General features: G+C 52.8%; 19 protein-coding genes and 1 other RNA gene. 8 read left to right on the forward strand and 12 right to left on the reverse strand.

The window, feature by feature from the left end; all coding sequences use genetic code 11:
• Nucleotides 1–37: 37 nt before the first annotated feature.
• The 3 genes from HOY33_RS05750 (at nucleotide 38) to HOY33_RS05760 (ending at nucleotide 3,300) form a co-directional block, all read left to right on the forward strand.
• On the forward strand, nucleotides 38–508 hold the full coding sequence (locus HOY33_RS05750; protein WP_172289247.1) for a C40 family peptidase: 471 nt from the start codon (nucleotides 38–40) through the stop codon (nucleotides 506–508).
• Between the two features lie 422 nt (nucleotides 509–930).
• Nucleotides 931–1,710, forward strand: coding sequence for an EAL domain-containing protein (locus tag HOY33_RS05755; RefSeq protein WP_330527462.1), 780 nt, complete (start codon nucleotides 931–933; stop codon nucleotides 1,708–1,710).
• Nucleotides 1,711–1,848: 138 nt separating this feature from the next.
• Nucleotides 1,849–3,300, forward strand: a complete 1,452-nt coding sequence (locus HOY33_RS05760; protein WP_172289248.1) for a YdiU family protein — start codon at nucleotides 1,849–1,851, stop codon at nucleotides 3,298–3,300.
• 6 nt (nucleotides 3,301–3,306) lie between these two features.
• Here HOY33_RS05760 and HOY33_RS05765 read toward each other — a convergent pair whose 3' ends face one another.
• The 6 genes from HOY33_RS05765 to HOY33_RS05790 all read right to left on the reverse strand — a co-directional run bounded on the left by HOY33_RS05765 (nucleotide 3,307) and on the right by HOY33_RS05790 (nucleotide 10,101).
• Nucleotides 3,307–4,104 carry a heme ABC transporter ATP-binding protein gene (locus HOY33_RS05765; RefSeq protein WP_172289249.1) on the reverse strand — a complete coding sequence of 266 codons (798 nt, stop codon included), beginning with the start codon at nucleotides 4,102–4,104 and terminating at the stop codon, nucleotides 3,307–3,309.
• Entirely contained in the window at nucleotides 4,097–5,101 is a 1,005-nt protein-coding gene (locus HOY33_RS05770) for an iron ABC transporter permease (RefSeq protein WP_172289250.1), read from the reverse strand. The genes HOY33_RS05765 and HOY33_RS05770 overlap by 8 nt, the downstream gene beginning before the upstream one ends.
• The gene (locus HOY33_RS05775; RefSeq protein ID WP_172289251.1) at nucleotides 5,098–5,916 is read right to left on the reverse strand and encodes a hemin ABC transporter substrate-binding protein; all 819 of its coding nucleotides are present in this window, start codon (nucleotides 5,914–5,916) and stop codon (nucleotides 5,098–5,100) included. Before HOY33_RS05775 ends, HOY33_RS05770 begins: the two co-directional genes overlap by 4 nt.
• Entirely contained in the window at nucleotides 5,913–6,965 is a 1,053-nt protein-coding gene (locus HOY33_RS05780) for a hemin-degrading factor (RefSeq protein WP_172289252.1), read from the reverse strand. The genes HOY33_RS05775 and HOY33_RS05780 overlap by 4 nt, the downstream gene beginning before the upstream one ends.
• 233 nt (nucleotides 6,966–7,198) lie before the next feature.
• Complete coding sequence (locus HOY33_RS05785) at nucleotides 7,199–8,521, reverse strand: 6-phospho-alpha-glucosidase (protein WP_172289253.1); 1,323 nt, start codon at nucleotides 8,519–8,521, stop codon at nucleotides 7,199–7,201.
• Complete coding sequence (locus HOY33_RS05790) at nucleotides 8,518–10,101, reverse strand: alpha-glucoside-specific PTS transporter subunit IIBC (RefSeq protein ID WP_172289254.1); 1,584 nt, start codon at nucleotides 10,099–10,101, stop codon at nucleotides 8,518–8,520. The genes HOY33_RS05785 and HOY33_RS05790 overlap by 4 nt, the downstream gene beginning before the upstream one ends.
• A 305-nt stretch (nucleotides 10,102–10,406) precedes the next feature.
• Between HOY33_RS05790 and HOY33_RS05795 the strand changes: the two genes are divergently transcribed.
• Complete coding sequence (locus HOY33_RS05795; RefSeq protein ID WP_172289255.1) at nucleotides 10,407–11,120, forward strand: GntR family transcriptional regulator; 714 nt, start codon at nucleotides 10,407–10,409, stop codon at nucleotides 11,118–11,120.
• 98 nt (nucleotides 11,121–11,218) lie between these two features.
• On the opposite strand, the gene HOY33_RS05800 is transcribed toward HOY33_RS05795, so the two are convergent.
• Together HOY33_RS05800 and HOY33_RS05805 are read right to left on the reverse strand one after the other, a co-directional pair.
• Nucleotides 11,219–13,030 (reverse strand): alpha-glucosidase, encoded by a 1,812-nt coding sequence (locus tag HOY33_RS05800; protein WP_371734379.1) that lies wholly within the window; start codon nucleotides 13,028–13,030, stop codon nucleotides 11,219–11,221.
• A gap of 280 nt (nucleotides 13,031–13,310) precedes the next feature.
• Entirely contained in the window at nucleotides 13,311–14,132 is an 822-nt protein-coding gene (locus tag HOY33_RS05805; protein WP_172289256.1) for a pyruvate, water dikinase regulatory protein, read from the reverse strand.
• Between the two features lie 293 nt (nucleotides 14,133–14,425).
• On the opposite strand from HOY33_RS05805, the gene ppsA reads away from it, so the two are divergent.
• On the forward strand, nucleotides 14,426–16,807 hold the full coding sequence (ppsA, locus tag HOY33_RS05810; RefSeq protein WP_172289257.1) for a phosphoenolpyruvate synthase: 2,382 nt from the start codon (nucleotides 14,426–14,428) through the stop codon (nucleotides 16,805–16,807).
• A 73-nt stretch (nucleotides 16,808–16,880) separates the two neighbouring features.
• On the opposite strand, the gene apbE is transcribed toward ppsA, so the two are convergent.
• From apbE to ydiK, 3 genes are all read right to left on the reverse strand, one after another.
• Nucleotides 16,881–17,924 carry an FAD:protein FMN transferase ApbE gene (gene apbE / locus HOY33_RS05815; protein WP_172289258.1) on the reverse strand — a complete coding sequence of 348 codons (1,044 nt, stop codon included), beginning with the start codon at nucleotides 17,922–17,924 and terminating at the stop codon, nucleotides 16,881–16,883.
• 179 nt (nucleotides 17,925–18,103) lie between these two features.
• Nucleotides 18,104–18,215: antisense sRNA RprA (gene rprA / locus HOY33_RS05820), an RNA gene on the reverse strand.
• A 238-nt stretch (nucleotides 18,216–18,453) separates the two neighbouring features.
• Complete coding sequence (ydiK, locus tag HOY33_RS05825) at nucleotides 18,454–19,563, reverse strand: AI-2E family transporter YdiK (protein ID WP_172289259.1); 1,110 nt, start codon at nucleotides 19,561–19,563, stop codon at nucleotides 18,454–18,456.
• Between the two features lie 333 nt (nucleotides 19,564–19,896).
• Here ydiK and HOY33_RS05830 point away from each other — a divergent pair, with 333 nt between their 5' ends.
• Nucleotides 19,897–22,950, forward strand: coding sequence for an FAD-binding and (Fe-S)-binding domain-containing protein (locus tag HOY33_RS05830; protein ID WP_172289260.1), 3,054 nt, complete (start codon nucleotides 19,897–19,899; stop codon nucleotides 22,948–22,950).
• A complete protein-coding gene (gene menI / locus HOY33_RS05835) occupies nucleotides 22,950–23,366 on the forward strand; it encodes a 1,4-dihydroxy-2-naphthoyl-CoA hydrolase (RefSeq protein WP_172289261.1) in 417 nt (138 codons plus the stop codon). The genes HOY33_RS05830 and menI overlap by 1 nt, the downstream gene beginning before the upstream one ends.
• Before the next feature lie 126 nt (nucleotides 23,367–23,492).
• Here menI and HOY33_RS05840 read toward each other — a convergent pair whose 3' ends face one another.
• Nucleotides 23,493–23,894 (reverse strand): hypothetical protein, encoded by a 402-nt coding sequence (locus tag HOY33_RS05840; RefSeq protein WP_172289262.1) that lies wholly within the window; start codon nucleotides 23,892–23,894, stop codon nucleotides 23,493–23,495.
• Between the two features lie 549 nt (nucleotides 23,895–24,443).
• Between HOY33_RS05840 and sufA the strand changes: the two genes are divergently transcribed.
• Nucleotides 24,444–24,815 carry a Fe-S cluster assembly scaffold SufA gene (sufA, locus tag HOY33_RS05845; RefSeq protein WP_172289263.1) on the forward strand — a complete coding sequence of 124 codons (372 nt, stop codon included), beginning with the start codon at nucleotides 24,444–24,446 and terminating at the stop codon, nucleotides 24,813–24,815.
• The last annotated feature ends 3 nt before the right edge of the window (nucleotides 24,816–24,818 follow it).

Raw genomic sequence — 24,818 nt, forward strand, 5'->3', positions numbered from 1 at the left:
CGCAGGCGCGATCCGGCAGATTTCTCAGGTAACAAGCATGATACGTTTACGACTCTGGCTGGTATTGGCAAGCCTGATCATGGCGGGATGCAGCAGCCACAACAACCCGCCGCCCAATGCGCGCCTGAGTGATTCGATCATGGTGGTGGCGGAGCTTCACGATCAGCTTAGTCAATGGTATCGCACCCCTTATCGCTACGGCGGATTAGATCGAAACGGTATTGACTGTTCCGGTTTTGTTTATTTGACGTTCCGCGATCGGTTCGGCTTGCAGTTGCCGCGTACCACCGAGGATCAAACCGAATTGGGTGAACGGGTGGATCGCGACAACCTGTTGCCCGGCGATCTGGTGTTTTTCAAAACCGGCAGCGGCGGCAACGGGCTGCATGTCGGCATCTATGATAAAGACGATCAGTTTATCCATGCCTCCACCAGCCAGGGCGTTATTCGATCGTCACTGGAAAATGTCTATTGGAAGCGGGCATACTGGCAAGCGCGGCGTATCTGATGGTTTTTATTATTTAGCTCGTTGGCATGGTGGCGCAGTGATACAGGAATATATTGCTATTCTATTTTTTATCAGGGCAATCACAGTATTTTCCAATTATAAACATCACGACAACGGCTATTGATAAGTGGATTATTTTTTCACTTCAGGGCGCATATCCAACGAAAAGTAGATACAAAATAATAAAAAAATAGGCTTAATGAAAAAATGCAAGTTGATAAAATATAAGTCCAACTATCTTCTTGATAACGTCAAGTATGACTTTTTCGCCGTTCATCTATTTTATTAATCAGAGCGTCGATTTCAGGGCAGGCGTGATGCCTATCAGCGGTGGTGAAGGGCGGCAAATGGAAGCGTGGCCGGCGAACCGGCGCCGTTAACAAACAGAAACTTTAGTTTGAAATCTTCCCTCGGTGTGAAAGATGCATTTTTTAGTCTATAAATTAGAGAGTATTTTTATAGGCTATAACGGCTTTATGCGTATTCGTCTGGAAGTGGATTATGTAAATGATTATGTTTTCTGGCCTATGTATAGCCTGGAAGGCAGGCTATTGGCGGTAGAAATGATCAGCCGATTTAATAGCCTGTCGGGGAACCTGAGTATACCGCCAGATATTCTGATTAATATGCTGAAAAAATCGCAAAAACATGATTTTGTTAAAGAACAACTCGGTTTTATAAAAAACAGCGCCGACTGGTTTACGCAGAACAACACGTTGCTGGTGCTAAAGGTTGACCATGAAATAGCCGATTTCCTGGTAGGTTCGAAAAGCGTGTGCGACGAGATTAAAACCATGCCGTTCATTCAGTTAGAAATTAATGAGCTATTCCCGAATTTATCTCGGGGTAAAAGAGATGCCCGCCTTTTAAAACTGAGTGAATGGTTTGATCTGTGGCTGGATAATTTTGGTTCGGGGAAAATTAATCTGCAACCGCTGCATGATGGGCTGCTTAATACGGTGAAAATGGATCCGAACTTTGTCGGGCATTTATTATCCCGATCGGCGAATACCTTGATCATGGAACCGTTATTGCGAGTCATTAAAAACCATTATCAAGGGGTAAGAATTATCGCCAAAGGTATCGACACGCCTGAGTATCTCAACAAGGCCAGACTGCTGGATATCGACGCGGTGCAGGGAAATCTTTGGCCGGCGGTTCACTTTGATGAACTAAAAACGCAGGCTGATTTTTTCTCATAAGCCCTTTTTTTCGTTCGCGAATTTCTTTTCAATTCGGCTTAGTTTGCCAGCCGGCGCGCTGGATAAATAATAACCACAGACTTACTCCGTGTTAATTCCCGGCTTACCGCTCTACACTTTCCGGTAAAGGGAGAGAACATGCCGCAGACACTATCGTTCGTTAATCACTATTTTCAACAGCTGCCGGGGTTTTATACCGCACTGCATCCTACGCCGCTTCAGGGCGCGCGTCTGCTGTATCACAGTACGGGACTGGCGGATGAGCTCGGGCTATCGCCTGAGTGGTTTACCCGCGAGCATGAAGCGGTCTGGCGCGGCGAACGATTATTGCCCGGCATGGCGCCGCTGGCGCAGGTTTACAGCGGTCATCAGTTTGGCATGTGGGCCGGGCAACTGGGCGACGGACGCGGCATTCTGCTGGGTGAACAGCAACTGGCGGACGGCCGCAGCATGGACTGGCACCTGAAAGGCGCCGGCCTGACCCCGTATTCCCGGATGGGAGACGGCCGTGCGGTATTGCGCTCGGTTATCCGTGAGTTTCTGGCTTCTGAAGCGATGCATCATCTGGGCATTCCGACGACACGCGCCCTAACCATTGTCACCAGCGATCAAACCATACAGCGCGAGCGGGAAGAACCGGGGGCGATGCTGCTGCGGGTGGCGGAGAGCCATATACGCTTCGGCCACTTTGAACATTTCTATTATCGTCGCGAAGGCGAAAAAGTCCGTCAACTAGCGGATTTCGTTATCGCCCGCCACTGGCCGCAGTGGCAGGATGACGGCCAGCGGTATGCCTTATGGTTCGGTGACGTGGTGGAGCGCACCGCACGACTGATGGCGCAGTGGCAGGCGGTCGGTTTTGCCCATGGCGTGATGAATACCGATAATATGTCGATTCTCGGTTTGACCATCGATTATGGCCCTTACGGGTTTTTGGATGACTATCAGCCGGATTATATCTGCAACCACTCCGACCATCAGGGACGCTATGCTTTCGATAATCAACCCGCGGTTGGTTTATGGAATCTGCATCGCCTGGCGCAGTCGCTGTCGGGGCTGATGAGCGCCGACGAGCTGGAAACGGCGTTGGCCCGTTATGAGCCGGCGCTGATGCAGAAATATGGCGAACTGATGCGCGCGAAACTCGGGCTGTTCAGCGCACAGGAGACGGATAACGCTATTCTTCAGGGGTTACTGCGCCTGATGCAGCAGGAACGAAGCGACTATACCCGTACTTTTCGCCTGTTGGCGCAGAGCGAGCAGCACAGCGCGCAGTCGCCGTTGCGCGATGAGTTTATCGATCGTCCCGCTTTCGACCACTGGTTTAGCGGTTATCGCCAGCGGCTGATGCAGGAAGAGCGGGGCGACGCCGAACGCCAGCGGCGAATGAAAGCGGCCAACCCGAGGTTTATTCTGCGCAACTATCTGGCGCAGAACGCGATTGCGCAGGCGGAAAAAGATGATATCAGCGTGCTGACCCGATTACACCAGGCGCTGTGTCAACCCTATGAGGATCGTCCTGAGATGGACGACCTGGCGGCATTACCGCCAGAGTGGGGCAAACATCTTGAGATATCCTGTTCCAGTTGAATCCGGCTACTGGCGCAGGTAAACCTGTGGGATCGGGTATTCGGGGTGCGGGCTGACGTTCAGGTCGGCCTGATACCAGCGGGTCAGGATCTCTGCTTGCAGTACCTGAGCCGGCGTGCCTTGCGCCACCAGTTTGCCGTCGTGCAGCAGTAAAATCCGATCGGCATAGAGGGCGGCGAGATTGAGATCGTGCAGTACGCAGCATACCGCCAGCGGCTGCTGTTGGGTCAACTGCTTCAACAGCCGCAGCAGGTGTTGCTGATGATAGAGATCCAACGCCGACGTCGGTTCATCCAGAAACAGCCAGCCCGGCGTCGGCTGCGGGTGCCAGAGCTGAGCCAGTACCCGCGCCAGCTGCACGCGCTGCTGTTCGCCGCCGGAGAGCTGGCGGTAATCGCGATTGGCTAACGTTAAGCAGCCGGTTTGCTCCATTACCCGGCGGATGACCTCATCATTCCGCCGATCGCGGCTATAGGGTGAACGCCCCATAGCGACCACCTCCTGTACGCTGAATGCGAAGGCCATGCCGCTGTGCTGGCGCATCACCGCACGGGTTTTCGCCAGCGCGGTAGGGTTCCACTGTGCAAATGGCTTACCGGCTAACCGGCATTCGCCCCGATCGGGCGTCAGATAGCCGGTCAATAAGCGCAGCAGCGTGGATTTACCTGCGCCATTCGGCCCGATAATGGCCACGATCTCACCGCAGTTGATTTCCAGCGAAATATCGTCAGTCAGGCATCGTCCGGCGGTGTGGAAATGGAGATTACGCGCCACCAGCGCGTTATCCGGAACGAGGTTATTCATTGCCGCGTCCTTTATGCTGCACGATCAGCCATAAGAAGTAAGGCCCGCCAATCAGGCTGGTTAACAGCCCGACGGGCATTTCCGCCGGCGATAACACCGTGCGGGCCAGCGTATCCGCCGCCACCAGCAGGCAGGCGCCGCCGAGTATCGAACCGGGAATAAGCCAGCGGTGATCGGCGCCCAGATGCAAGCGTATCAGATGCGGAATAACCAGCCCGATAAAGCCGATAACGCCGCTGACTGCGACGGCGACGCCCACCAGCAGCGAGCTTAATAGCAACAGCGTGTACTTGGTTCGTTTAACGTTAACCCCAAGATAATGCGCTTCTTCATCGCCCAGCTGTAGCAGGTTTAAGCGGCGGGTATGAAACAGGGTTATCACGATGGCGGGAAGCGCCAGCGTGGCCGCTACCAACAGCATCGGCCACTGCGCCTGTCCCAAACTTCCCATGCCCCACAGCGAAAGTTGGCGCAGTTGCTGGTCGTTACTGATATAAGTCAGCACGCCGACCGCCGCGCCGCACAGAGCGTTAAGCGCAATCCCCGCCAGCAACAGCCGGGTCAATCCGCCTTGTTCGCTGCGGCTAAGGATGAAAATGATGGCGGTAATCGTCAGGCTGCCGGCAAAAGCCGCGAACATCGGGCTGTAAAGCGCCAACAGCGGCGGAAGGCTGAGCGGCAGAATAATGCTCAACGCCACGGCAAGCGCCGCGCCGCCGCTGATCCCCAGCAGACCGGGATCGGCCAGCGGATTGCGGAATAATCCCTGCATGATGGCGCCTGAACAGGCTAACGCGCCGCCGACCAACACGGCCAGCAACACCCGGGGAAGACGAATATTCAGCCAGATATGCCATAGCGGGTCGTCAAGCGGCGTCTGCCACAGTGTCTTGAAAGACAGGGCGAGCGCGCCCATATTCGCCGCGCACACCACCAGTATCAGCATCAGCGCCAGCAAACCCGCCAGTAAATAGCGGGGATTGAACCGTTGCGTCATTGTATTTTTTCTGCGACCTGGCGCAGCGTCGCCATCAGCGCCGGCGTCTCCAGCGTAAAGCCGAGCATGGCCATGTCGTCAACGACCAGCAGCCGACGCGCTTTACCTGCCGGCGTCAGCGCCAGGCCTGGTAATTTCCATATCTGTTCTTCGCCGCCCAAGCTTTTTAACCCCTGGCTGGAGATCAGCACCAAATCCGGCGCGCTGGCTACCACGCCTTCCTGCGACAAGGGCTGATAACGTTCGATGCCCTGCATGGCGTTGGTTAACCCAACGCGCCGGATGATGGTATCGGCAGGGGTATTCTGTCCGGCGGCCATGGCGGTCATGCCGCCGTGGCTGAGAACAAAGAGCGCCTTAACCGGCAGAGGCGTTTGGGCGACGTTGGCGATTTGTTGTTGATAAGCCTCGGTCAGCTTCTTGCCTTCGGCCTCTTTATGCAGGGCCTGGGAAATCACGCTGATTTTTTGCGGCACCGTTTCCACCGCTGGTTTGGCCGGAACGTGAATCACTTTGGTTCCGCTGTCCGCCACCTGCTTTAATACCAGAGACGGTTGGGCCAGTTCGCTGGCAATGACCAGTGAGGGTTTCATGGCCAGGATGCCTTCGGCGTTGAGCTGACGCATGTAGCCAACGTCGGGTAACGCCGTGGCGGCGTCAGGATGCAGGCTGGTGCTGTCTCTGGCGACCAGATCTTTTTCGGCGCCGAGCGCATAGATGATTTCCGTCACATCGCCGCCAATGGACACAATGCGTTCCTCGGCTGAAACGCTGAACGGCAGCGCCATCAATAACGGTATTAACCAGTTTTTCATGCGGCAAGATCCTTAAGCGGTTTCAGCGCGCCGATCTGCTCGCGCCACTGCTGTTGTTCAGGCGTGCCTTCGGTACGCTGCCCAAATAACTGCGCAATCTGCGTACCGTCCGCGGCGTATAATTCCAGACTGGTCACGATGCCGTCGGCGGTCGGTTTGCGGGTAATCCAGCTCTCGGCAATCGAATTTTCAATCAAATGCAGCGTGAAATCCTGATTGAAAATGTTGATCCATTCGGCATGCTGCTCCATGCGTTCCACGCGTTCGATTTTACCGGTAAAAATCTGCACGCAGCCACGGTTGCCAACAAATACCATGATTTCATTCTGCTCTTCTCTGGCGGCGAACAGGATCTGTGATAATGCGCCGTTATCAACCTGATAAGCCAGGTCGTCGCTGACGGCGCGAAAAGCCTGTTGGCGGGTCAGATTATAGCGTTTTAGCAGAATGAAGAATTGGTGTACATCGGTCATCGCCCGCCATTCCGCTTCAAATTGCGGGTTAGGCTCCGCCGATGGCGTGGCGGCGGGATTGGCGGGAAGAACGTCAATTGCCAGCGCCGGATTTTCAGCGCTGACAAATTTCTCGATGAACTGCTGCCAGGCCGGCATATCGGTTGTGTCGGTCGTATAGACTTTAAGGATGGCGTCGCCCTGGCGATCAAAAAACTGAATGCTGTGACGCTCTCCGCGCGGCGTGACTTCCCGCAGCGCGAAAGCCGACGCCCATTGGTGCAGAAACAGGCGCAGATCCAGCTCGCGCGGATTAAGGATCAGGCCGGCGTGACCGTCAAGATGCTGATTTCGATAGTAGCCGACATGCTCATGTACGGCGTAGTGGTTACGCGTAATCGATTTGGTATTCCCCACCTGCTCCAGCGCGCCGAGCCAGGCTTTGGCATCGCCCTGTAGACGCTGAGCATCGTGCCCGACGCGGGCGTGAGTTAATTCCGCCTCGCTGATGCCGAGCTGGGCCGCCAGATCGCGGGCATATTTACGTGGGTGCGCAATCTTGGCTTGCAGGTATTGTTGGTAAATCGACGTCTGCATTCTTACTTCCTTATCTTTGGTATTAATCACAGCATAGCCGGAAATGAATGAGAATCATTTTCATGTAACAAAAAAGTTACATCAAGTGAAGTTTTCTTAATCCGCCGGGAATGAATGATAACCACTGGATCGGAGGGGAAGGCCGGCCAGTTAGGGAGAGATGCGCACGCGCCGGTAGTGAAAAGCAAGCCCCTCTCTGATCAATCGACCGTGACCAGAGAGGGGCGGGGTGATTAGTTCAGTTCCGGCCAGTAGTCGCGGTTGGCCTCAATCAAGTCATCCAGAATCGCCTTGGCTACGCTGGCGCTCGGTACGGTTTTCGACAGGCTGATGGCCTGCCACAGTTTTTGATAAGAGTGTTCCTCCCAGGCCTCTACCACCAGTTTTTCCACCGCCACCTGCTGGCTCATCAAGCCTTTCTGGAAGGTGGGGATAGCGCCCACCTGCAACGGTTCCGGCCCGTTACTGCCGACCAGGCAGGGAATTTCCACCATCGCATCGTCATCAAAATTATTGATCGCCCCGTTGTTCTCCACGATCAGCAGCATCCTTTCCTGGGTATTAAAGGCGATGGCCCGGGCCAAATCGACGATATAGGAGGCGTGTTCGTCAATTTCAAGATCGCCCGCCGCGCCGGAACGGGCGTTGATAATCGCATTACAGGCGCCGAAAACATGTTTTTCACGACCGGCCATCACCTCATTGGCGCGGGTATATTCGGGGTTGGAATGCGCCACCACATAGTCGGGGAAAAAATAGTATTTCAGGTAGGTGTTTGGCAGCGTTTGCGGATCGAGGGCGCAAACATCTTTCGCCTTGGCAAAGGTATCATTCCAGCTCGGCTCAATGTTGGTGTCGCTGGTTTGCGGAATATAGCCATATTTCGCCACGTGTTCGCGTATTTTCGGCAGCAGTTCGTTGCCGTCTTTATCCTGAATGGAAGTCCACCAGCCAAAGTGGTTCAGCCCGTAGTAACGGACTTTCATCTCCTTACGCGATTTCAGACCGATGATTTCCGCCATCCGTCCCTCGATGCCGATCGGCATATCGCAGATATTGAGGATCTTGGCCTGCGGGCGCAGTTTTCGCGTCGCTTCCGCCACAATCGCCGCCGGGTTTGAATAGTTGAGCATCCAGGCCTGCGGCGAATATTTTTCCATATAATCCACCAGTTCCAGCACGCCGCCGATGGAGCGCATACCGTAGGCAATCCCGCCCGGGCCGCAGGTTTCCTGACCGACCACGCCGTGACGCAACGGGATTTTTTCATCCAGCTCGCGCATGGGGTATTTCCCGACGCGAATATGCGCCATTACGAAATCCACATCGCTAAAAGCTTCTTGCGGATCGGTGGTGTAGCTGAACGCGATATCCGGCGCTTGCTCCTTGAGCAGGATCTTGCAGGCTTCGGCGATGGTTTCCTGTCTTGCGCCGTCATTGTCATAAAATTTCAAGCTGCCGATAGGAAAGCGATCCTGATTCTGTAGCAGCATAAGGACGATACCCGGGGTAAAGGTGCTGCCGCCGCCGGCGATAACGATTGAGAATTTTTTCATGAGTGAACCTCCGTAAGACGTGAATGTTGCATCAGATTTTCCAGACGATCGCGAACCTGCGGAACCGACAGGCCGACGATAATTTGAATAGCGTTACTGTTACGCACGACGCCGTGCGCGCCGAGCTGGCGGAATACCTCATCAGGCTGCATCAGCGCGGGATCGGCAAGGGTGATGCGTAAGCGTGTGGCGCAATTGGCCAGGGTGACGATATTGGCCGTTCCGCCCAGCGCATCCAGGTAAGCCTGCGCTTGTTGAAGTTGAACAACCGCTTGATTGGCCTGCTTATTACGTAGATCCGCTTTGTAGTAAAGTTTGACTTCGCTGTCTTCGCGGCCCGGCGTTTTGATGTTGAAACGCAAAATCACGCTGCGGAAGATGAGAAAATAGAGGAATGAAAACGCGACGCCGATGCCGATCTGGAGCACCATGTTCATCGCATGGTGATGAAACATCGGCAGCCAGTTTTGGGTGACGATTTCAATCAGTCCGCCCCCCATATTGCCGACGATGCCCATCATGTACATTATCGTAGCCATGGTCGCGGCCAGAATGGCGTGAATGGCAAACAGGAATGGGGCGATAAATAGAAAGGTAAACTCCAGCGGTTCGGAGATCCCCACCAACGCCGAGGTTAACGCGGCTGGAATAAGCAGGCCGGCGATCTTGGACTTATTCTCCGCGCTGGCGGTCGAATAGATGGCAGCGGCGATACCGATAGCGCCGAATATTTTTGAATTTCCGTGCAGGGCGAATCCTCCCACGGGAAACAGCTCTTTCAACGGAAGCGTGGATTGGCTGAAGGCCTGGATATGCTCAATCCAGCTGATCTGAATCCCGTTCTCCACCGCCGCCGGGCCGAAGATAAACGGTCCGTAGATAAAATGGTGCAGGCCGGTCGGGATCAGAATGCGTTCTAAAAAGGTATATACCCAGACCCCTAACGCGCCAGACGCCAGCATTAAGTCTTGCAATGACGAAATTCCCATTTGAATTTTCGGCCAAATAAGCAGGGTTAACCAAGCGGCTGGGATCATAATAAGGAAGCTAATCATCGTTACATAAGCCGTTCCCTGAAATATACCGAGATAAACCGGTAATATTTTCTCGTAAAAACGATTATGAATCGCCGTTATCAGACCGGAAATAGCAATAGCGCCAATAATACTGGTGTCCAGCGTTTTTATTCCGGCAATCGTGGTTAATCCGCTGACGCCGCCGACCTCAACGCTGAAATCAACATTAAAATAGCCTCCCCATTGCGTCGCCATCGCCTGAATCAGATAATTAAATGTGAGGTAAGATACTAGCGAGGCCAGGCAGGCTCTGGCCGGCGCCCGATCGGCAAGGCCGATGGGCAGGCTGACGGCGAATATCAGCGGCATATTACGAAATATCGTCCATCCGCCTTCTTCAATAACATTAACGATCTGAAAAAATAGACTGTCCGGGTTGGCTAATTCGCCGACAAACATCGGATTGCTCAACACAATGGCAATGCCGACGATAATACCGGCGAAGGGGAATAATAAAACAGGAGTAAACATCGCTCCACCAAATCGTTGGATTTGACTTAGCATGGTATTGTCCTTCATTGTAATTTACATAGGGTGATATTATTTTTTTCTGTAAATAGGAATTCGTTTCCTGTGCGTTGAGAATATGAATATTCGCATCGGCGAGTCGCAAATTAACCAGAGATTTGTGAGCCGGGTCATGAATTGGTGATAGCCTGAGTGGTCTGCTTTTTTGCTTTGTTGCAGATCTCTGGCGGCGGGAAAGGGTGCAGAAGAAAAGGTTTCAATCTAACGCTATGATAAAAATAGTGATTTAGAAATGGATACGGGCAGCATAAAGGCCAAACAGGCGGAATAGAGGTCTAAAAGTGATCTACAAATCTATCGCGGAACAGCTCCGTTCGCGGATAAATTCAGTTGAGTTTAGCGCGGGAGACGCCATTCCGGCGGAAAAGACGCTGGCGGCGCAGTTCAGTGTTTCACGGATGACGATCCGTAAGGCCATTGAGATCCTGGTAAAGGACGGTTTATTGCAGCGCCGTCATGGCAGCGGTACGTATATCCAGCAAAAAGACTTCCAGCATGAGAGCCGGGCGTTGAACAGTTTTGCCGAGCATATGCGACGCATCGGGCGTACCGCCCAGAATGAAGTGGTGGATTTTCGCATTATCCCGGCGCCGCCTTCCATCGCCAGTCAACTGCGTTTGCGGGTCGATGAGAAAATCTATTTTTCCCGGCGGGTGCGTTTTATTGATGAAAAACCGCTGATGGTTGAAGACAGCTACCTGCCGGTGAAGCCCTTCCCAGAGTTATCGATTAAACATTTACAAGGCTCTAAATTCGCTTACATCGAAGATGAAAAGCACATCGTGATTGCCGGCTGTTATGAAACCTTTTCCCCGGTGCTGGCGGATGCGTCCGCTGCCAGGCTGTTGCGCGTAAAGGATGGTTCGCCGCTATTGCAAATGACCTCATTAACGCAATCCGTCGAAGGGGCTTACCTTGATTTTTCCATCATGCTTTGTAACGTGAATAACTATCAGGTGAACTTTTATATGCAGCGCAACAAACTTGCCCTGTGAGGCGAGGGAAACGACGGCTTGGCCGCAAACGCAAGCCGGCTAACCCATCAGGGGCTAGCCGGTTCGGGATTTAAGCTTAATACCGTCAGGATGGCGGATTAATTAAGCTGGTAAATGCCCGCCTGCCACGGTTGCAGTTCAAGTTTGGTTGCATTTGGCTGCACGGCGGCTTTCATGCCGCTCTCCACTACGGCTTTTTTGATCGACAACTCCGCGGGCAGCGCATAGTCGATCGGCTGCTCCTTGAAATTCACCACGATCAGATATTTGTCGCCGTTAAGAATGCGGGTGTAGGCATAGACATCATTATTGGCGGGATCGAGATCCTGAAAAGCGCCATAGGTCAGTGCCGGGGTCGCATGTCTGATGGCAATCAACTGACGATAGAAGTTATACACGGAATCCGGATCTTTGGCTTGATCGGCGGCGTTAATCTCTTTGTAGTTGGGGTTAATGCGGAACCACGGCGTGCCATCGGTGAAGCCGGCATTCTTGCTATTGCTCCACTGGAACGGCGTACGGCTATTATCGCGGCTGGTCTGTTTCACATTCTCCAGAAACTCATCCGGCTTCGCTTTCCCGGTTTCAACAAAGTCCTGCCAGAAGCCTTTCACTTCAATATCATCAAACTCGTCGATATTTTGGAAAGGATAGTTGGTCATCGCCAATTCCTCCCCCTGAAAGATAAACGGAGTAGCGCGCTGGGTTAATACCAACGTCGCCAGCGCTTTGGCTGAAAGGGCGCGCCACTGCGGACGATCGTCGCCAAAGTGTGAGACGGCGCGCGGGTTGTCATGGTTGCCGAGAAAGAAAGTATTCCAGCCGTATTCCCCGGCCATGTCCACCAGCCGATTGTTTATCTGCCGGAACTGAGACAATGTCCAGTCATGGTGCCGCCATCTTTCCTCAACCGAGCGGTCGAGACGGATCAGATCGAAGGAAAAAGCCATATCGAGTTCCTTACGACGCTGGTCAATAAACGGCGCGGCTTCTTCAATCGGCACGCCGAAAATTTCGCCGGCGGAAACCAGATCATTTTTTGCCAGCACCTTCTGATGCATTTCCTGAATATAACGGTGAAGATTAGGCCCCTGAGTGTAGGTGTAGGCGAAGTTTGCCCGTTGCTCGGGAGTGAGGTCGGGAAACGCCGGATTTTTCGAGAACGTGGCGACGGTATCCATCCGCAGACCGGACACCCCTTTATTAACCCAGAAGCGCAGCATGTCGTAGATATCTTCACGCACTTTGGGATTATCCCAGTTCAGATCGGGTTGTTGAATACCGAAGTAATGCAGATAGTATTGATTCGTCGCGTTATCTTTCTGCCAGGCGGAACCGCCAAAAAAGGAGGGATAATTATTGGGCGGATTGCCGTCCTTACCGTCGCGCCAGATATAATAGTCACGATAAGGATTATCTTTCGATTTTCTGCTTTCCTGGAACCAATGGTGCTCAGCGCTGGAGTGATTGACCACAACATCAATCATCAGGCGCATATCGCGTTTTTTCATTTCAGAAATAAGGCGATCGAAATCCTCCATATTTCCGTATTCTTTCATTATCTTGCGATAGTCACGAATATCGTAACCATTATCCACATTGGGAGAGTCGTAATGGGGATTAATCCAGATAGCGTTGATACCAAGATCTTTTAAATAATCCAGCTTTTCGGTAATCCCTTTAAGATCGCCGATACCATCGCCATTGCTGTCTTTAAACGAGCGTGGATAAACCTGATAAAATACGGCCTCTTTCCACCAGGCCGGGCGAGCGGATACGCCATCATTAATCGCGATGACTGACGAGTCATCATCTGCATTATTCTGCGGCTGCGCACTGCATAATCCAGAAAAAGTTAACCCCGCCAGTAATGCGATACTAATATTTAAACGTCTTTTAACCATAGTCATATATTACTCATAATTAGTTATGATATAGAATTATTTTCTATCGAAATTAGCCGAATATTGGCTGCGGGGAAGTTTTACAGTGCAATCAGTTACGGTCAACTTATAATTGCAAATGTAATTTTTATTCTCAATAACTATTGTAATTCCGTGATGGCAAAGTAGTCATAAGATTAATAATTAAAACTGATGTTAAAAAATAAAAATCATTATTAGCAGGTTTATTATTTAACGGCCTCCTTGCCGTAATAAATTTAAAGTCATATCGACTGTATTTTCCGTATTAATACATACGGCGACTCATACCAAGAATATCGATGATTTTGGCGGAAATTTCCTCTACAGAATAATTGGTGGTATTGATGTATTTAATCTGATGTTTGCGAAACAGGGCTTCGACTTCGCTGATTTCCATACGGCACTGGCGCAGAGACGCGTAACGGCTGTTGCCCCTGCGCTCTTCACGGATCGCCGCCAGCCGCTCAGCATCAATAGTCAGGCCGAACAGCTTGTGCTGGAAAGGTTTCAGCGCGTCGGGCAGGCGTAGATTATCCATATCATCGGCGATAAAAGGATAATTGGCGGCCCGAATACCGAATTGCATCGCCAGATAAAGGCTGGTCGGCGTTTTACCGCAGCGTGATACACCGAGCAAAATGACCTGGGCCTGATCGAGATTACGCAATGAAATACCGTCGTCATGCGCCAACGTATAGTCGATGGCGGCGATGCGCGCCTCATATTTACCCAGATTATTGGCGGTCAGACCATGAGTTCGGTTTGCCACATGGGTGGGGGCGATATTCAGTTCTTTTTGTAACGGCGCGACCAGCGCTTGCACGATGTCCTGACAAAATCCCTCGCTGCTGATAATAATGTCACGCACGGTAGGAGTAACAATCGAATAAAATACCAGCGGGCGTAAACCACTCTGCCGGTATGACTGATTAATTTGTTCACGAACGGCTTTGGCCCGAGTTTCACTTTCAACGAAAGGTAAAGTATAACTCACGGTATTCACCGGAAATTGTGACAGCACCGCATGGCCGAGCACTTCTGCCGTAATCGCCGTACCGTCTGAGACATAAAATACGCTTCTTTCCACCTGAACCCCTTATGGTGTTTTCTACAATAAAGCACTACTTCGCCAAAGTTACATTTTTAAATACTTTTATTGAAACGATATTTCATCATTTCAATGATAAAAATAACATTCTTTTACACTATTGCATTTTTATCGTGTTAATCAATTATTGGCGATTAAATTAGTTTTTTTTATAGGTTGATCGATTCACCTGTCCCTGATTTATAAAACGCTATGCTACCCTGATTAAGTTGAGACAAATTCTCAATCAAACGCTTTCAAACCCTAATTGTATGCAGAAAGGATTATTTCCGATGTCCAATAACGGCCCTGATTTGCGTAATGTCCTCTGGTATAACCAACTCGGAATGCACGACGTTGAGCGGGTGGGCGGCAAAAATGCCTCTCTGGGTGAGATGATTACCAACCTTTCAGAACTCGGCGTCGCCGTTCCCAATGGTTTTGCGACAACGGCACAGGCGTTTAATGATTTTCTTAATCAAAGCGGAATCAATCAGCGCATCTATACGTTGCTGGATAACACCGATATTGATGATGTGAGTCAATTGGCGAAAGCTGGTACGCAGATCCGTCAGTGGATTATTGATACGCCATTCCAGCCTGAACTTGAGAATGCGCTTCGTGATGCGTACCGGCAATTGGCCGACGGTGAAAAAGAAGCCTCGTTTGCCGTGCGTTCTTCCGCAACGGCGGAAGATATGCCGGACGCCTCGTTCGCCGGGCAGCAGGAGACTTTCCTGAATGTACAGGGCATCGAAGCGGTGATGATCGCCGTGAAGCACGTCTTTGCCTCCCTGTTTAACGATCGCGCCATTTCCTACCGCGTGCATCAGGGATACGACCATCGCGGCGTCGCGCTGTCGGCCGGCGTGCAGCGGATGGTGCGTTCCGATCTGGCCGCCGCGGGGGTAATGTTTACCATTGATACGGAGTCCGGATTTGATCAGGTGGTATTTATCACCTCCGCCTACGGTTTAGGGGAGATGGTGGTGCAAGGGGCGGTTAACCCGGATGAGTTTTATGTGCATAAGCCCACATTGCTCAACAACAAGCCGGCCATTGTTCGCCGCAATATGGGGTCGAAGAAAATCCGCATGGTTTATGCCGACAGCCGGGAGCATGGCAAGCAGGTGAGGATTGAAGATGTTCCCGAGCAGCAGCGTAGCCGTTTCAGCCTGACGGATGACGAAGTGCAGGCGCTGGCGCGTCAGGCGTTGCTGATCGAGCGGCACTACGGCCGGCCGATGGATATCGAATGGGCGAAGGATGGTCACAACGGCGAGCTGTATATCGTTCAGGCGCGCCCGGAAACGGTTCGATCCAATGGCCAGGTGATGGAGCGCTATCATTTGCCCTCCGGCGGCAACGTGCTGGTTGAGGGGCGCGCCATCGGCCATCGTATTGGCGCCGGCGAGGTCAAGGTGATTCATGACATCGGCGAAATGCATCTCATCAATGCGGGCGATGTGCTGGTTACGGACATGACCGACCCCGACTGGGAGCCGATCATGAAAAAAGCGGCGGCCATCGTAACCAACCGCGGCGGGCGTACCTGTCATGCGGCCATCATTGCCCGTGAGCTGGGGATCCCGGCGGTCGTCGGCTGCGGAGACGCCACCGAACATCTGCATAACGGGCAGAAAGTGACCGTGTCCTGTGCCGAAGGGGACACCGGCTATGTCTATCAGGATCTGCTCGATTTCACCGTCAAAAGCTCACAAATCGATGAAATGCCGGATTTACCGCTGAAAATCATGATGAACGTCGGCAACCCCGATCGGGCCTTTGATTTCGCCTGTTTACCGAACGAAGGCGTCGGGCTGGCGCGTCTGGAGTTCATCATCAACCGGATGATTGGCGTGCATCCACGCGCATTACTGGAATTTGATCAACAGCCGCCCGAACTGCAACGCGAAATCAAAGCGCTGATGAACGGTTATGACGATCCGGTGGAGTTCTATGTCGGCCGGCTGACGGAAGGCATTGCCACGCTGGCGGCGGCGTTCTCGCCGAAACGGGTGATCGTGCGTTTATCCGACTTTAAATCCAACGAGTATGCGAATCTGGTGGGCGGCGAACGCTATGAGCCGGAAGAAGAGAACCCGATGCTGGGCTTCCGCGGCGCGGGCCGTTACGTCTCCCCGGATTTTAAAGACTGCTTTGCGCTGGAGTGCGATGCGGTTAAACGGGTACGAAACGATATGGGGCTGAAGAACCTGGAGATCATGATCCCGTTTGTGCGCACGGTTGAGCAGGCGGAAGCCGTGATTGAAGAGCTGGCTCGCCAAGGGTTACGCCGCGGCGAGGACGGGCTGAAAATCATTATGATGTGCGAAATTCCGTCCAATGCGCTGCTGGCGGACGCGTTTCTGCAACATTTTGACGGCTTCTCCATCGGTTCAAACGACATGACGCAATTGGCGTTGGGACTGGATCGCGATTCAGGCGTGGTGTCCGCGCTGTTTGACGAACGTAATGATGCGGTGAAGGCATTGCTGTCAATGGCGATTAACGCCGCTAAAAAACAGGGTAAATACGTCGGCATCTGCGGTCAGGGGCCTTCGGATCATGAAGACTTCGCCATCTGGTTGATGGAACAGGGCATTGATAGCCTGTCCCTGAACCCGGATACCGTGGTGCAGACCTGGTTGAATTTGGCTGAACACCAGAAGTAATTGAGTGATGCCCCTCCCAGCCTCTGTGCCAGGGGCATCACGCTCAAACCCGCTTTCAGAGAAGGCGGGTTTTTTACTGTGCAATCAGGAAAGAGCTGAACTGCGGCGTCATCACGGCATTAAAACCGTTGTCGGTTTTGGTGATCAGGTAAACGGCCAATCCTTTTTGCTCCGCCAGTTTCAACGCTTTTTCACTGCCCAGCACCATTAATCCGGTATCCCAACCGTCGGCTTCCAACGCCGTTTGCGCGATAACGGTCACCGAAACCAATTGGTGGGCGATCGGCTGCCCCGTGGCCGGGTCAATGACATGGGAATAGCGTTTGCCGTCCTGCTCAAAGTAATTGCGGTAGCTGCCGGCTGTGCTGATGGCGTATCCCTGTAAATCGACGGCCGCCTGCATGGCATTTTCCCGGTCGGTCGGTTTCTGGATCGCCACGCGCCAGGGGATGCCTTCGCCATTGACGCCTCGGCTGGATATCGCTCCGCCGACGGAAACCAGATAGTTGGTAATGCCTTTGCGCGCCATCAACTGCGCCAGCACATCGGCGCCATAGCCTTCGCCCAGCGTCGATAAATCGACATACAGATCGGGCAGATCTTTCTGTATCCATTCGCCATGCTCATCGCTGATTAGCTTCAGATGATTCAGCCCGACGTTTTGCCTTGCCAAATCAATCTGCTGCCGGCTGGGGATCTGCACCGGCCGTTTATCCGGCCCGAATCCCCACAGATTGACCAGCGGGCCAACGGTAATGTCCATCGCGCCGCCGGTTGCTCTGCCGATACGCTGGGCGGCCAGAATGATATCCGCCATGCCGTTGCTGATGGGCTGGGGGGTGGAACCGCGATATTGGTTAAATTGCGATAGCGTTGAATCTTTACGGTAGGTCGAGATCTCGTTGTTTGCCTGTTCCAACAAACCGTCGATCTCCTGCTGAAGCTGCTCCTTGCTTTCCGTCAGTTCGCCACTGATTTTTACGCTGTAAAACGTCCCCATCGTTTTTCCTTCAATGGTCAGCAACGGACGTGATGTGGTCTGCGGCGCGTTATCGCAGGCCGTAAGCAGGCTGAGCAAGCCGCCCAGTATTAATCCCTTAATAGTAAGATTAGTCATGAAAAAACTCCCAGGAACAAAGCAACCTGCTAACAAATAAAGCAAAGTACGTGAAATGCAAATAGCAGATTGACAAAAACCTGGCTGGCCGCAATTTATTCGCCATAAAAAAACGCCGGGAGCGTTTTTCAACGTCACCTAGTGGCGGCGCGGAGGGGGCGGGCAGGGATAGCCCGCCATAAAAAAAAAGCCCATCTCATGGGATGGGCAAAGACTACACACAGCAATTCGTTACTAACTCTGACGAGGAGGAAACCTCATTGACAAACAGTAGGTTAAAACTAGCTCCGATATACATGCTAGGGATTATGCCCGTCGGAGTCATTAAGAATCATCCTAATGGTTAATCGTTTTTTAATATTTGAATGGGAAAAAGAAGGCGGATTTCAGCGAAATTGAACTAATAATATAAAATAAGTAAAATTTTTAGGAATAATCCCGCAAAAACGCAGGCTAAACATTAAATTTATTTATCAATTAAGGTGCCACGAGAGAAATTCCCGTGGCAATGGATGGCGTTTGACGTCGGTCACTCTTTGTTGCTGTTCGGATTAAGAGGATCGCGGATGATTCCGCCGGGTTCCGGGATCTCCCGCATCCAGGCGAAAAGCAGGCGATAGGACACGGCAAGCACCACCGGCCCGATAAACAGCCCTATCATGCCAAAAGCCAGTAATCCGCCGATCACGCCGCACAGAATCAGCAGCAGCGGCAGGTCGGCGCCGAGGCGAATCAATACCGGGCGGATGAAGTTATCAATGGTGCCGACCACGCAACTCAAGACCAGCAACACCGTTCCCCAGGTGGTATCCCCACTCCAGTAAAGCCAGATAATGGCCGGGATCAGTACCGGAAGCGGCCCCAACTGCACCAGACAGAACAGAAACATCAGTACGGTCAGCAGAGTGGTATAGGGGATTCCGGAAATGAACAGCCCGAGGCCGCCCAACAGAGACTGAACAATGGCGGTCACCACTACGCCCAGCGCCACCGCGCGAATGGATTGGGCGGCCAGAATGACCGCGGTATCGCCCCGTTCATGCCCGAGACGAATCGCGAAGTGGCGTACCGATTTGGCGACGGCTTCCCCTTTGTAGTAGAGCAGTGCGCTGAATACCAGCATCAGGGCGCAGTGCATCAGGAAGCGGCCGACATGCGCGGCCTGAGCCACCAGCCAGGTCGCCGTTTTGCCGACGTAAGGCTGCGCTTTGGCAAACAGGCCGCTGCCGCCGCTTTGCAGCAGGGTTTGCCAACTGTTGTACACCCGGTCTCCAACCAGTGGAATCGACGTCAGCCATTCCAGCTTCGGCGGTGAGAAATTTTCCTGGCTGGCCGCCCAGTTCATTAATGCCGAGCTGTTATCGATAGCGCTGCCGACCAGTATGGCGATCGGCATCACGAACAGCAGGATCAGCAGTAGCGTCATGGCGATAACGGCCAGAGAGCGACGCCCCCACAGCAGATTTTGAAGTTTGATTAACAACGGCCAGGTTGCAATCACCACCATGCTGGCCCAGGCAAAGCCTAAAATGAAAGGCTGAACGACCCAAAAACAGGCAATGATCATGATGGTAATAAACAGCAGGCTAAACAATATCCTGGCCAGGTCGAAACGCTGTTGTTGAGATTTTCTTATCAATGAATAGTACCTCTGTAAGTAGACATAATGTCTGAAAGCAACGCCGCTATAGCAAGGCGATGGAAACGGCGATGATTTATCATGAGATATTTCCGTGATTTTTGACAGTCTGTTGAACATTTTGTCGGTCAAACAGTATAAACCCAATACTCAATGTGTTTTTTATCGATCCAGCGGCGCGACCAGGGGAAATATGATAAAACGTATTAAGTCTGCTGGTTGGATAAACGGAAAGCGGGATTTCAGGGATAGCTAGCGTAAATCATTCATTCACCGGCACCTAACGTCATATTGGCAAACACTTCTCTATTGTACGGACAGGGTCAAAAGATAATGATCCCACAGATCTCTCAGTCACCCGGGCTGGTTCAGCCGGTACTTAATTTTTTGGAAGCATTGAAACAAAATGGATTCACCGGCGATACTGCGACAAACTACGCCGATCGCCTGACGATGGCGACAGATAACAGTATTTATCAGCTATTGCCGGATGCCGTTGTTTTTCCCCGCTCCACCGCCGATGTTGCAATTTTGACGCGTCTGGCCGGTGAGGAACGCTTTCTCAGTCTGACATTCACGCCCCGTGGCGGCGGCACCGGAACCAACGGCCAGGCCCTGAACCGGGGCATTGTGGTGGATATGTCACGCTACATGAACCGCATTCTGGAGATTAACCCGGAGCAGGGGTGGGTAAGGGTCGAGGCGGGGGTGATTAAAGACCAGCTAAACCAGTATCTCAAACCTTTCGGTTATTTCTTTGCCCCTGAATTGTCCACCAGCAACCGGGCGACGCTGGGCGGCATGATTAATACCGATGCCTCGGGACAAGGCTCGCTGGTCTACGGCAAGACGTCCGATCATGTGCTGGGTCTGCGCGCTCTGCTGCTGGGTGGCGAAATGCTGGATACCCAGGCGATGCCGGTTGAACTGGCGGAGCAACTGGCGCGGGAAGACTCCCCGATGGGGCGGATATACCGTACCGTGCTCCACCGCTGCCGTGAACAGCGTCAGTTGATCCTCGATAAATTCCCCAAACTGAACCGTTTTCTGACCGGCTACGATTTGCGCCACGTTTTCAGCGACGACCTGCAAACCTTTGACCTGACGCGTATCCTTACCGGCTCCGAAGGGACGCTGGCGTTTATTACCGAAGCCAAACTCGATATTACGCCGTTGCCGAAAGTGCGGCGGCTGGTCAATATCAAATATGACTCTTTCAATTCAGCCCTGCGCAATGCGCCGTTCATGGTGGAGGCGAAAGCGCTGTCGGTCGAAACCGTCGATTCCCGGGTGTTAAATCTGGCGCGCGAGGATATTGTCTGGCACTCCGTCAGCGAATTGATCACCGATGTTCCCAATCAGGACATGCTGGGGCTGAACATCGTCGAGTTTGCCGGTGATGACGAGACCCTGATTAACCAGCGGGTGACCACGCTGTGTGAACGGCTGGATGCGCTGCTGGCGGCCGGTGAGGCGGGCGTCATCGGTTATCAAACCTGTAACGATCTGGCGGGCATTGAACGCATTTACGGCATGCGCAAGAAAGCGGTCGGTTTGCTGGGCAACAGCAAAGGGCTGGCTAAGCCGATCCCGTTTGCCGAAGATACCTGCGTGCCGCCGCAGCATCTGGCGGACTATATCGTTGAATTCCGCGAGTTGCTCGATAGCCATAATCTGACCTACGGCATGTTCGGTCACGTGGATGCGGGCGTTTTGCATGTGCGTCCGGCACTGGATATGTGCGATCCGCGACAGGAAATGCTGATGAAGCAGCTTTCCGATCAAATCGTCGCCCTGACGGCGAAATACGGCGGCTTGCTCTGGGGCGAGCACGGCAAAGGGTTTCGCGCCGAGTACAGTCCGGCGTTTTTTGGCGCCGAACTGTATGCCGAATTGCGCCGCATCAAAGCGGCGTTCGATCCTGACAACCGCCTGAATCCGGGTAAAATCTGCGCGCCGCTGGATGTCGATGCGCCGATGATGAAAGTCGATGCCGCCAAGCGCGGAACCTATGATCGCGTCATTCCGTTGGCGGTTCGCACGTCGTTTCGCGGCGCGCTGGAGTGTAACGGCAACGGGCTATGCTTTAATTTTGATGCCCGCAGCCCGATGTGCCCGTCGATGAAAATCACCGGCAACCGGATTCATTCGCCGAAAGGGCGGGCGACGCTGGTGCGCGAGTGGCTGCGTTTGCTGGCGGAGCAGGGGGTCGACCCGGTAGCGCTGGAGAAAACGCTGCCGCAGCAGAAACTCAGCCTGCGCGCGCTAATCCAGAAAACCCGCAATACCTGGCATGCCCGACAGGGAGAGTATGATTTTTCTCATGAGGTAAAAGAGTCGATGTCGGGGTGTCTGGCGTGTAAAGCCTGTTCGACGCAGTGCCCGATTAAGATCGACGTACCCGGCTTCCGCTCCCGCTTCCTACAGTTGTATCACACCCGCTATTTACGCCCGGTGAGGGATTATCTGGTGGCCGGGGTGGAAAGCTATGCGCCGCTGATGGCGCGCAGTCCGAAAACGTTTAACTTCTTTTTGAAAATGCCGTGGGTGAATGCGCTGAGCCGCAGACAGATCGGCATGGTCGATCTGCCGCTGTTGTCTTCTCCGTCGTTGCGCCAGCAGTTTGCCGGCCACCGCGCCAGTACCACCACGCTGGAACAGTTGGAAAAACTGTCCGCGCAGCAACGCCGGCAATATGTGTTAATCGTGCAGGATCCGTTTACCAGCTATTATGATGCGCAGGTGGTGGCCGATTTTGTTCATCTGGTGGAAAAACTGAAGCTGAAACCCGTGTTGCTGCCTTTCTCGCCGAACGGCAAGGCGCAGCATATTAAAGGTTTTTTGCACAGCTTTGCGAAAACCGCCGCCAAAACGGCCGACTTTCTCAATCGCGTGGCGCAATTGGGCATGCCGATGGTCGGTGTCGATCCGGCGCTGGTGCTGTGTTACCGCGACGAATACCGTGAAATTCTGGGGGATAAACGGGGTGACTTTAACGTGCAACTGGTGCATGAGTGGCTGATGACCTCGCTGGCGGAAAAAACACCGCAGGCCGCCACCGGCGAATCCTGGTATCTGTTCGGGCATTGCACGGAAACCACTGCGTTGCCGGCCAGTACCCAGCAGTGGGCGGATATTTTCTCCCGCTTCGGCGCCCGGCTGGAAAACGTCAGCGTCGGCTGTTGCGGCATGGCGGGAACCTATGGGCATGAAAGCAAGAATCTGGTGAATTCGCAGGGGATCTATGCGCTGTCCTGGCAACAGGCGTTGCAGAAGTTGCCGCAAAAGCGTTGCCTGACCACCGGGTATTCCTGCCGTAGTCAGGTGAAGCGCATGGAAGGTAGCGGCTTGCGTCATCCGTTACAGGCCTTGCTGGAGATTATCTGATGCTTTGGAAACGGCCGATGACCCTCGAACAACTCAATCAGCAAAGTCAGGGATGTATGATTGGTCATCTTGGCATCCGCTACACGCGGATAGCCGACGATCATCTGGAGGCGGTGATGCCGGTGGATCATCGCACCCGCCAGCCGTTTGGCTTGCTGCACGGCGGGGCTTCGGTGGTGCTGGCCGAGTCGCTTGGCTCGGTGGCCGGCTATCTGTGCACCGAGGGGGAACAGCAGGTGGTGGGGATGGAAGTCAATGCCAATCATCTGCGCGCGGTGGTTGACGGTGAAGTGCGCGGCGTGTGTCGCGCCTTGTACACCGGGCGGCGCAATCAGGTCTGGCAGATTGATATTTTCGACGGTCAGAATCGCCTGTGCTGCACGTCGCGTCTGACAACCGCGGTGATCACCCCGTAGCACGGCGTCAATCAACCGGTCGACAGACGAGCGGCGTGTCGGGCACGGCCGGTTAACTCCGATTCAGATCGCCCGGGCATAAAGTTGTTTGCGCCAGCGAGTTGAGTCGTCACGCGCTATCGATGATCAGGGTAAAAAAGCTACCCGTTTAACGAAATCGGTCTGAAAGGCGGTGGCTTTATCCCACGATCCCTGCATGCTCAACTGGTGGCAGATCGACTTCAGCGTATTGCGCGCAAAGTAGTAACTCTGAACCCGGAAGAGGTGGCAGCGCTTTTCATTATTTATCTCTTTAATCAGCCGGTTGTGCAATTTTACCAAGGCGTGTAAATAGCTGTCGTCATCGCCATTTCTCAGACATAAATCGACCATCTCCATACAGGCGTTATGATAGCGTCTCAGATGATCGAGATGGCTGCCCGGTCGGTTCAGGCGCGCCTCCGCCATATAGAAATCCACGGTGGCGTCCCGGATTTGAAATTTATATTCGTCAATCTGATATTGCAGCCAGGCATTCACGGAAAGCATGGTTCTCAATCCTGAATAGTAAATGATAATCATTATCATATTTATAAAAATAGTCTGGATCAATGGGGAAAACGCGCTTACCGACAAAAAACTTCCGGGAGAAGTTTTTGACGTCGCATCAGCGACGGCCGCAAGGGGGCGGCCAGGGACGGCATGCCCCAAAAAACTTCCGGGAGAAGTTTTTGACGTCGCGTCAGCGACGGTTCGGCGCAAAAATTGGCCGACGATGAAATTAAATCATCATTAACTTCTCCTGTTTTATAAATAGGTATCTTCGATGAATGTTATACTAATGATAATGAATTGATAATTTCCGCGCATGAGATAGCATGGTCGGAGTGTCTATTAGTCCTTATTTATCAGCTTGTTGGCTTTGATTTTTTTCGCGATTTCGGCCGGATTAGCCGAATGCGTCAGGGCGGTTATCGCCGCTGAAAATGAAATGTTACGAATAGCCCTGCGAAACAAGAGGTTGAAGCTATATCTATTATCACTAACATTAGGGGAAACCAGCCTGAAACTGGTACCAAACGTAATGAGGTATGCCGTATGCAAACGGAAAATGTAGGAACTTTTTCTCTGGATGAGAATGTCTGGCAAGGACTGACGCTGACGGATAGCGCAGTAGGACAGATAAAAAATTTAATGCAGCAGGATGCCGCCGTAAAGGGCTTGCGGCTTGGCGTTAAGCAATCCGGTTGCGCCGGGTTCGGCTATGTGCTGGATCTGGTGCGTGAACCCGAGACGGATGACTTACTGTTCGAACGCGACGGCGCAAGGCTTTATGTACCGTTAAAGGCGATGCCTTTTATTGATGGCACCGAGCTTGATTTTGTCCGTGAAGGGCTGAATCAGGTGTTCAAGTTTAATAATCCCAACGCTCAGCATGCCTGCGGATGTGGCGAGAGCTTCGGCATTTAAGTG

The organism is Brenneria sp. hezel4-2-4 (assembly GCF_013155275.1).
GTDB lineage: Bacteria > Pseudomonadota > Gammaproteobacteria > Enterobacterales > Enterobacteriaceae > Brenneria.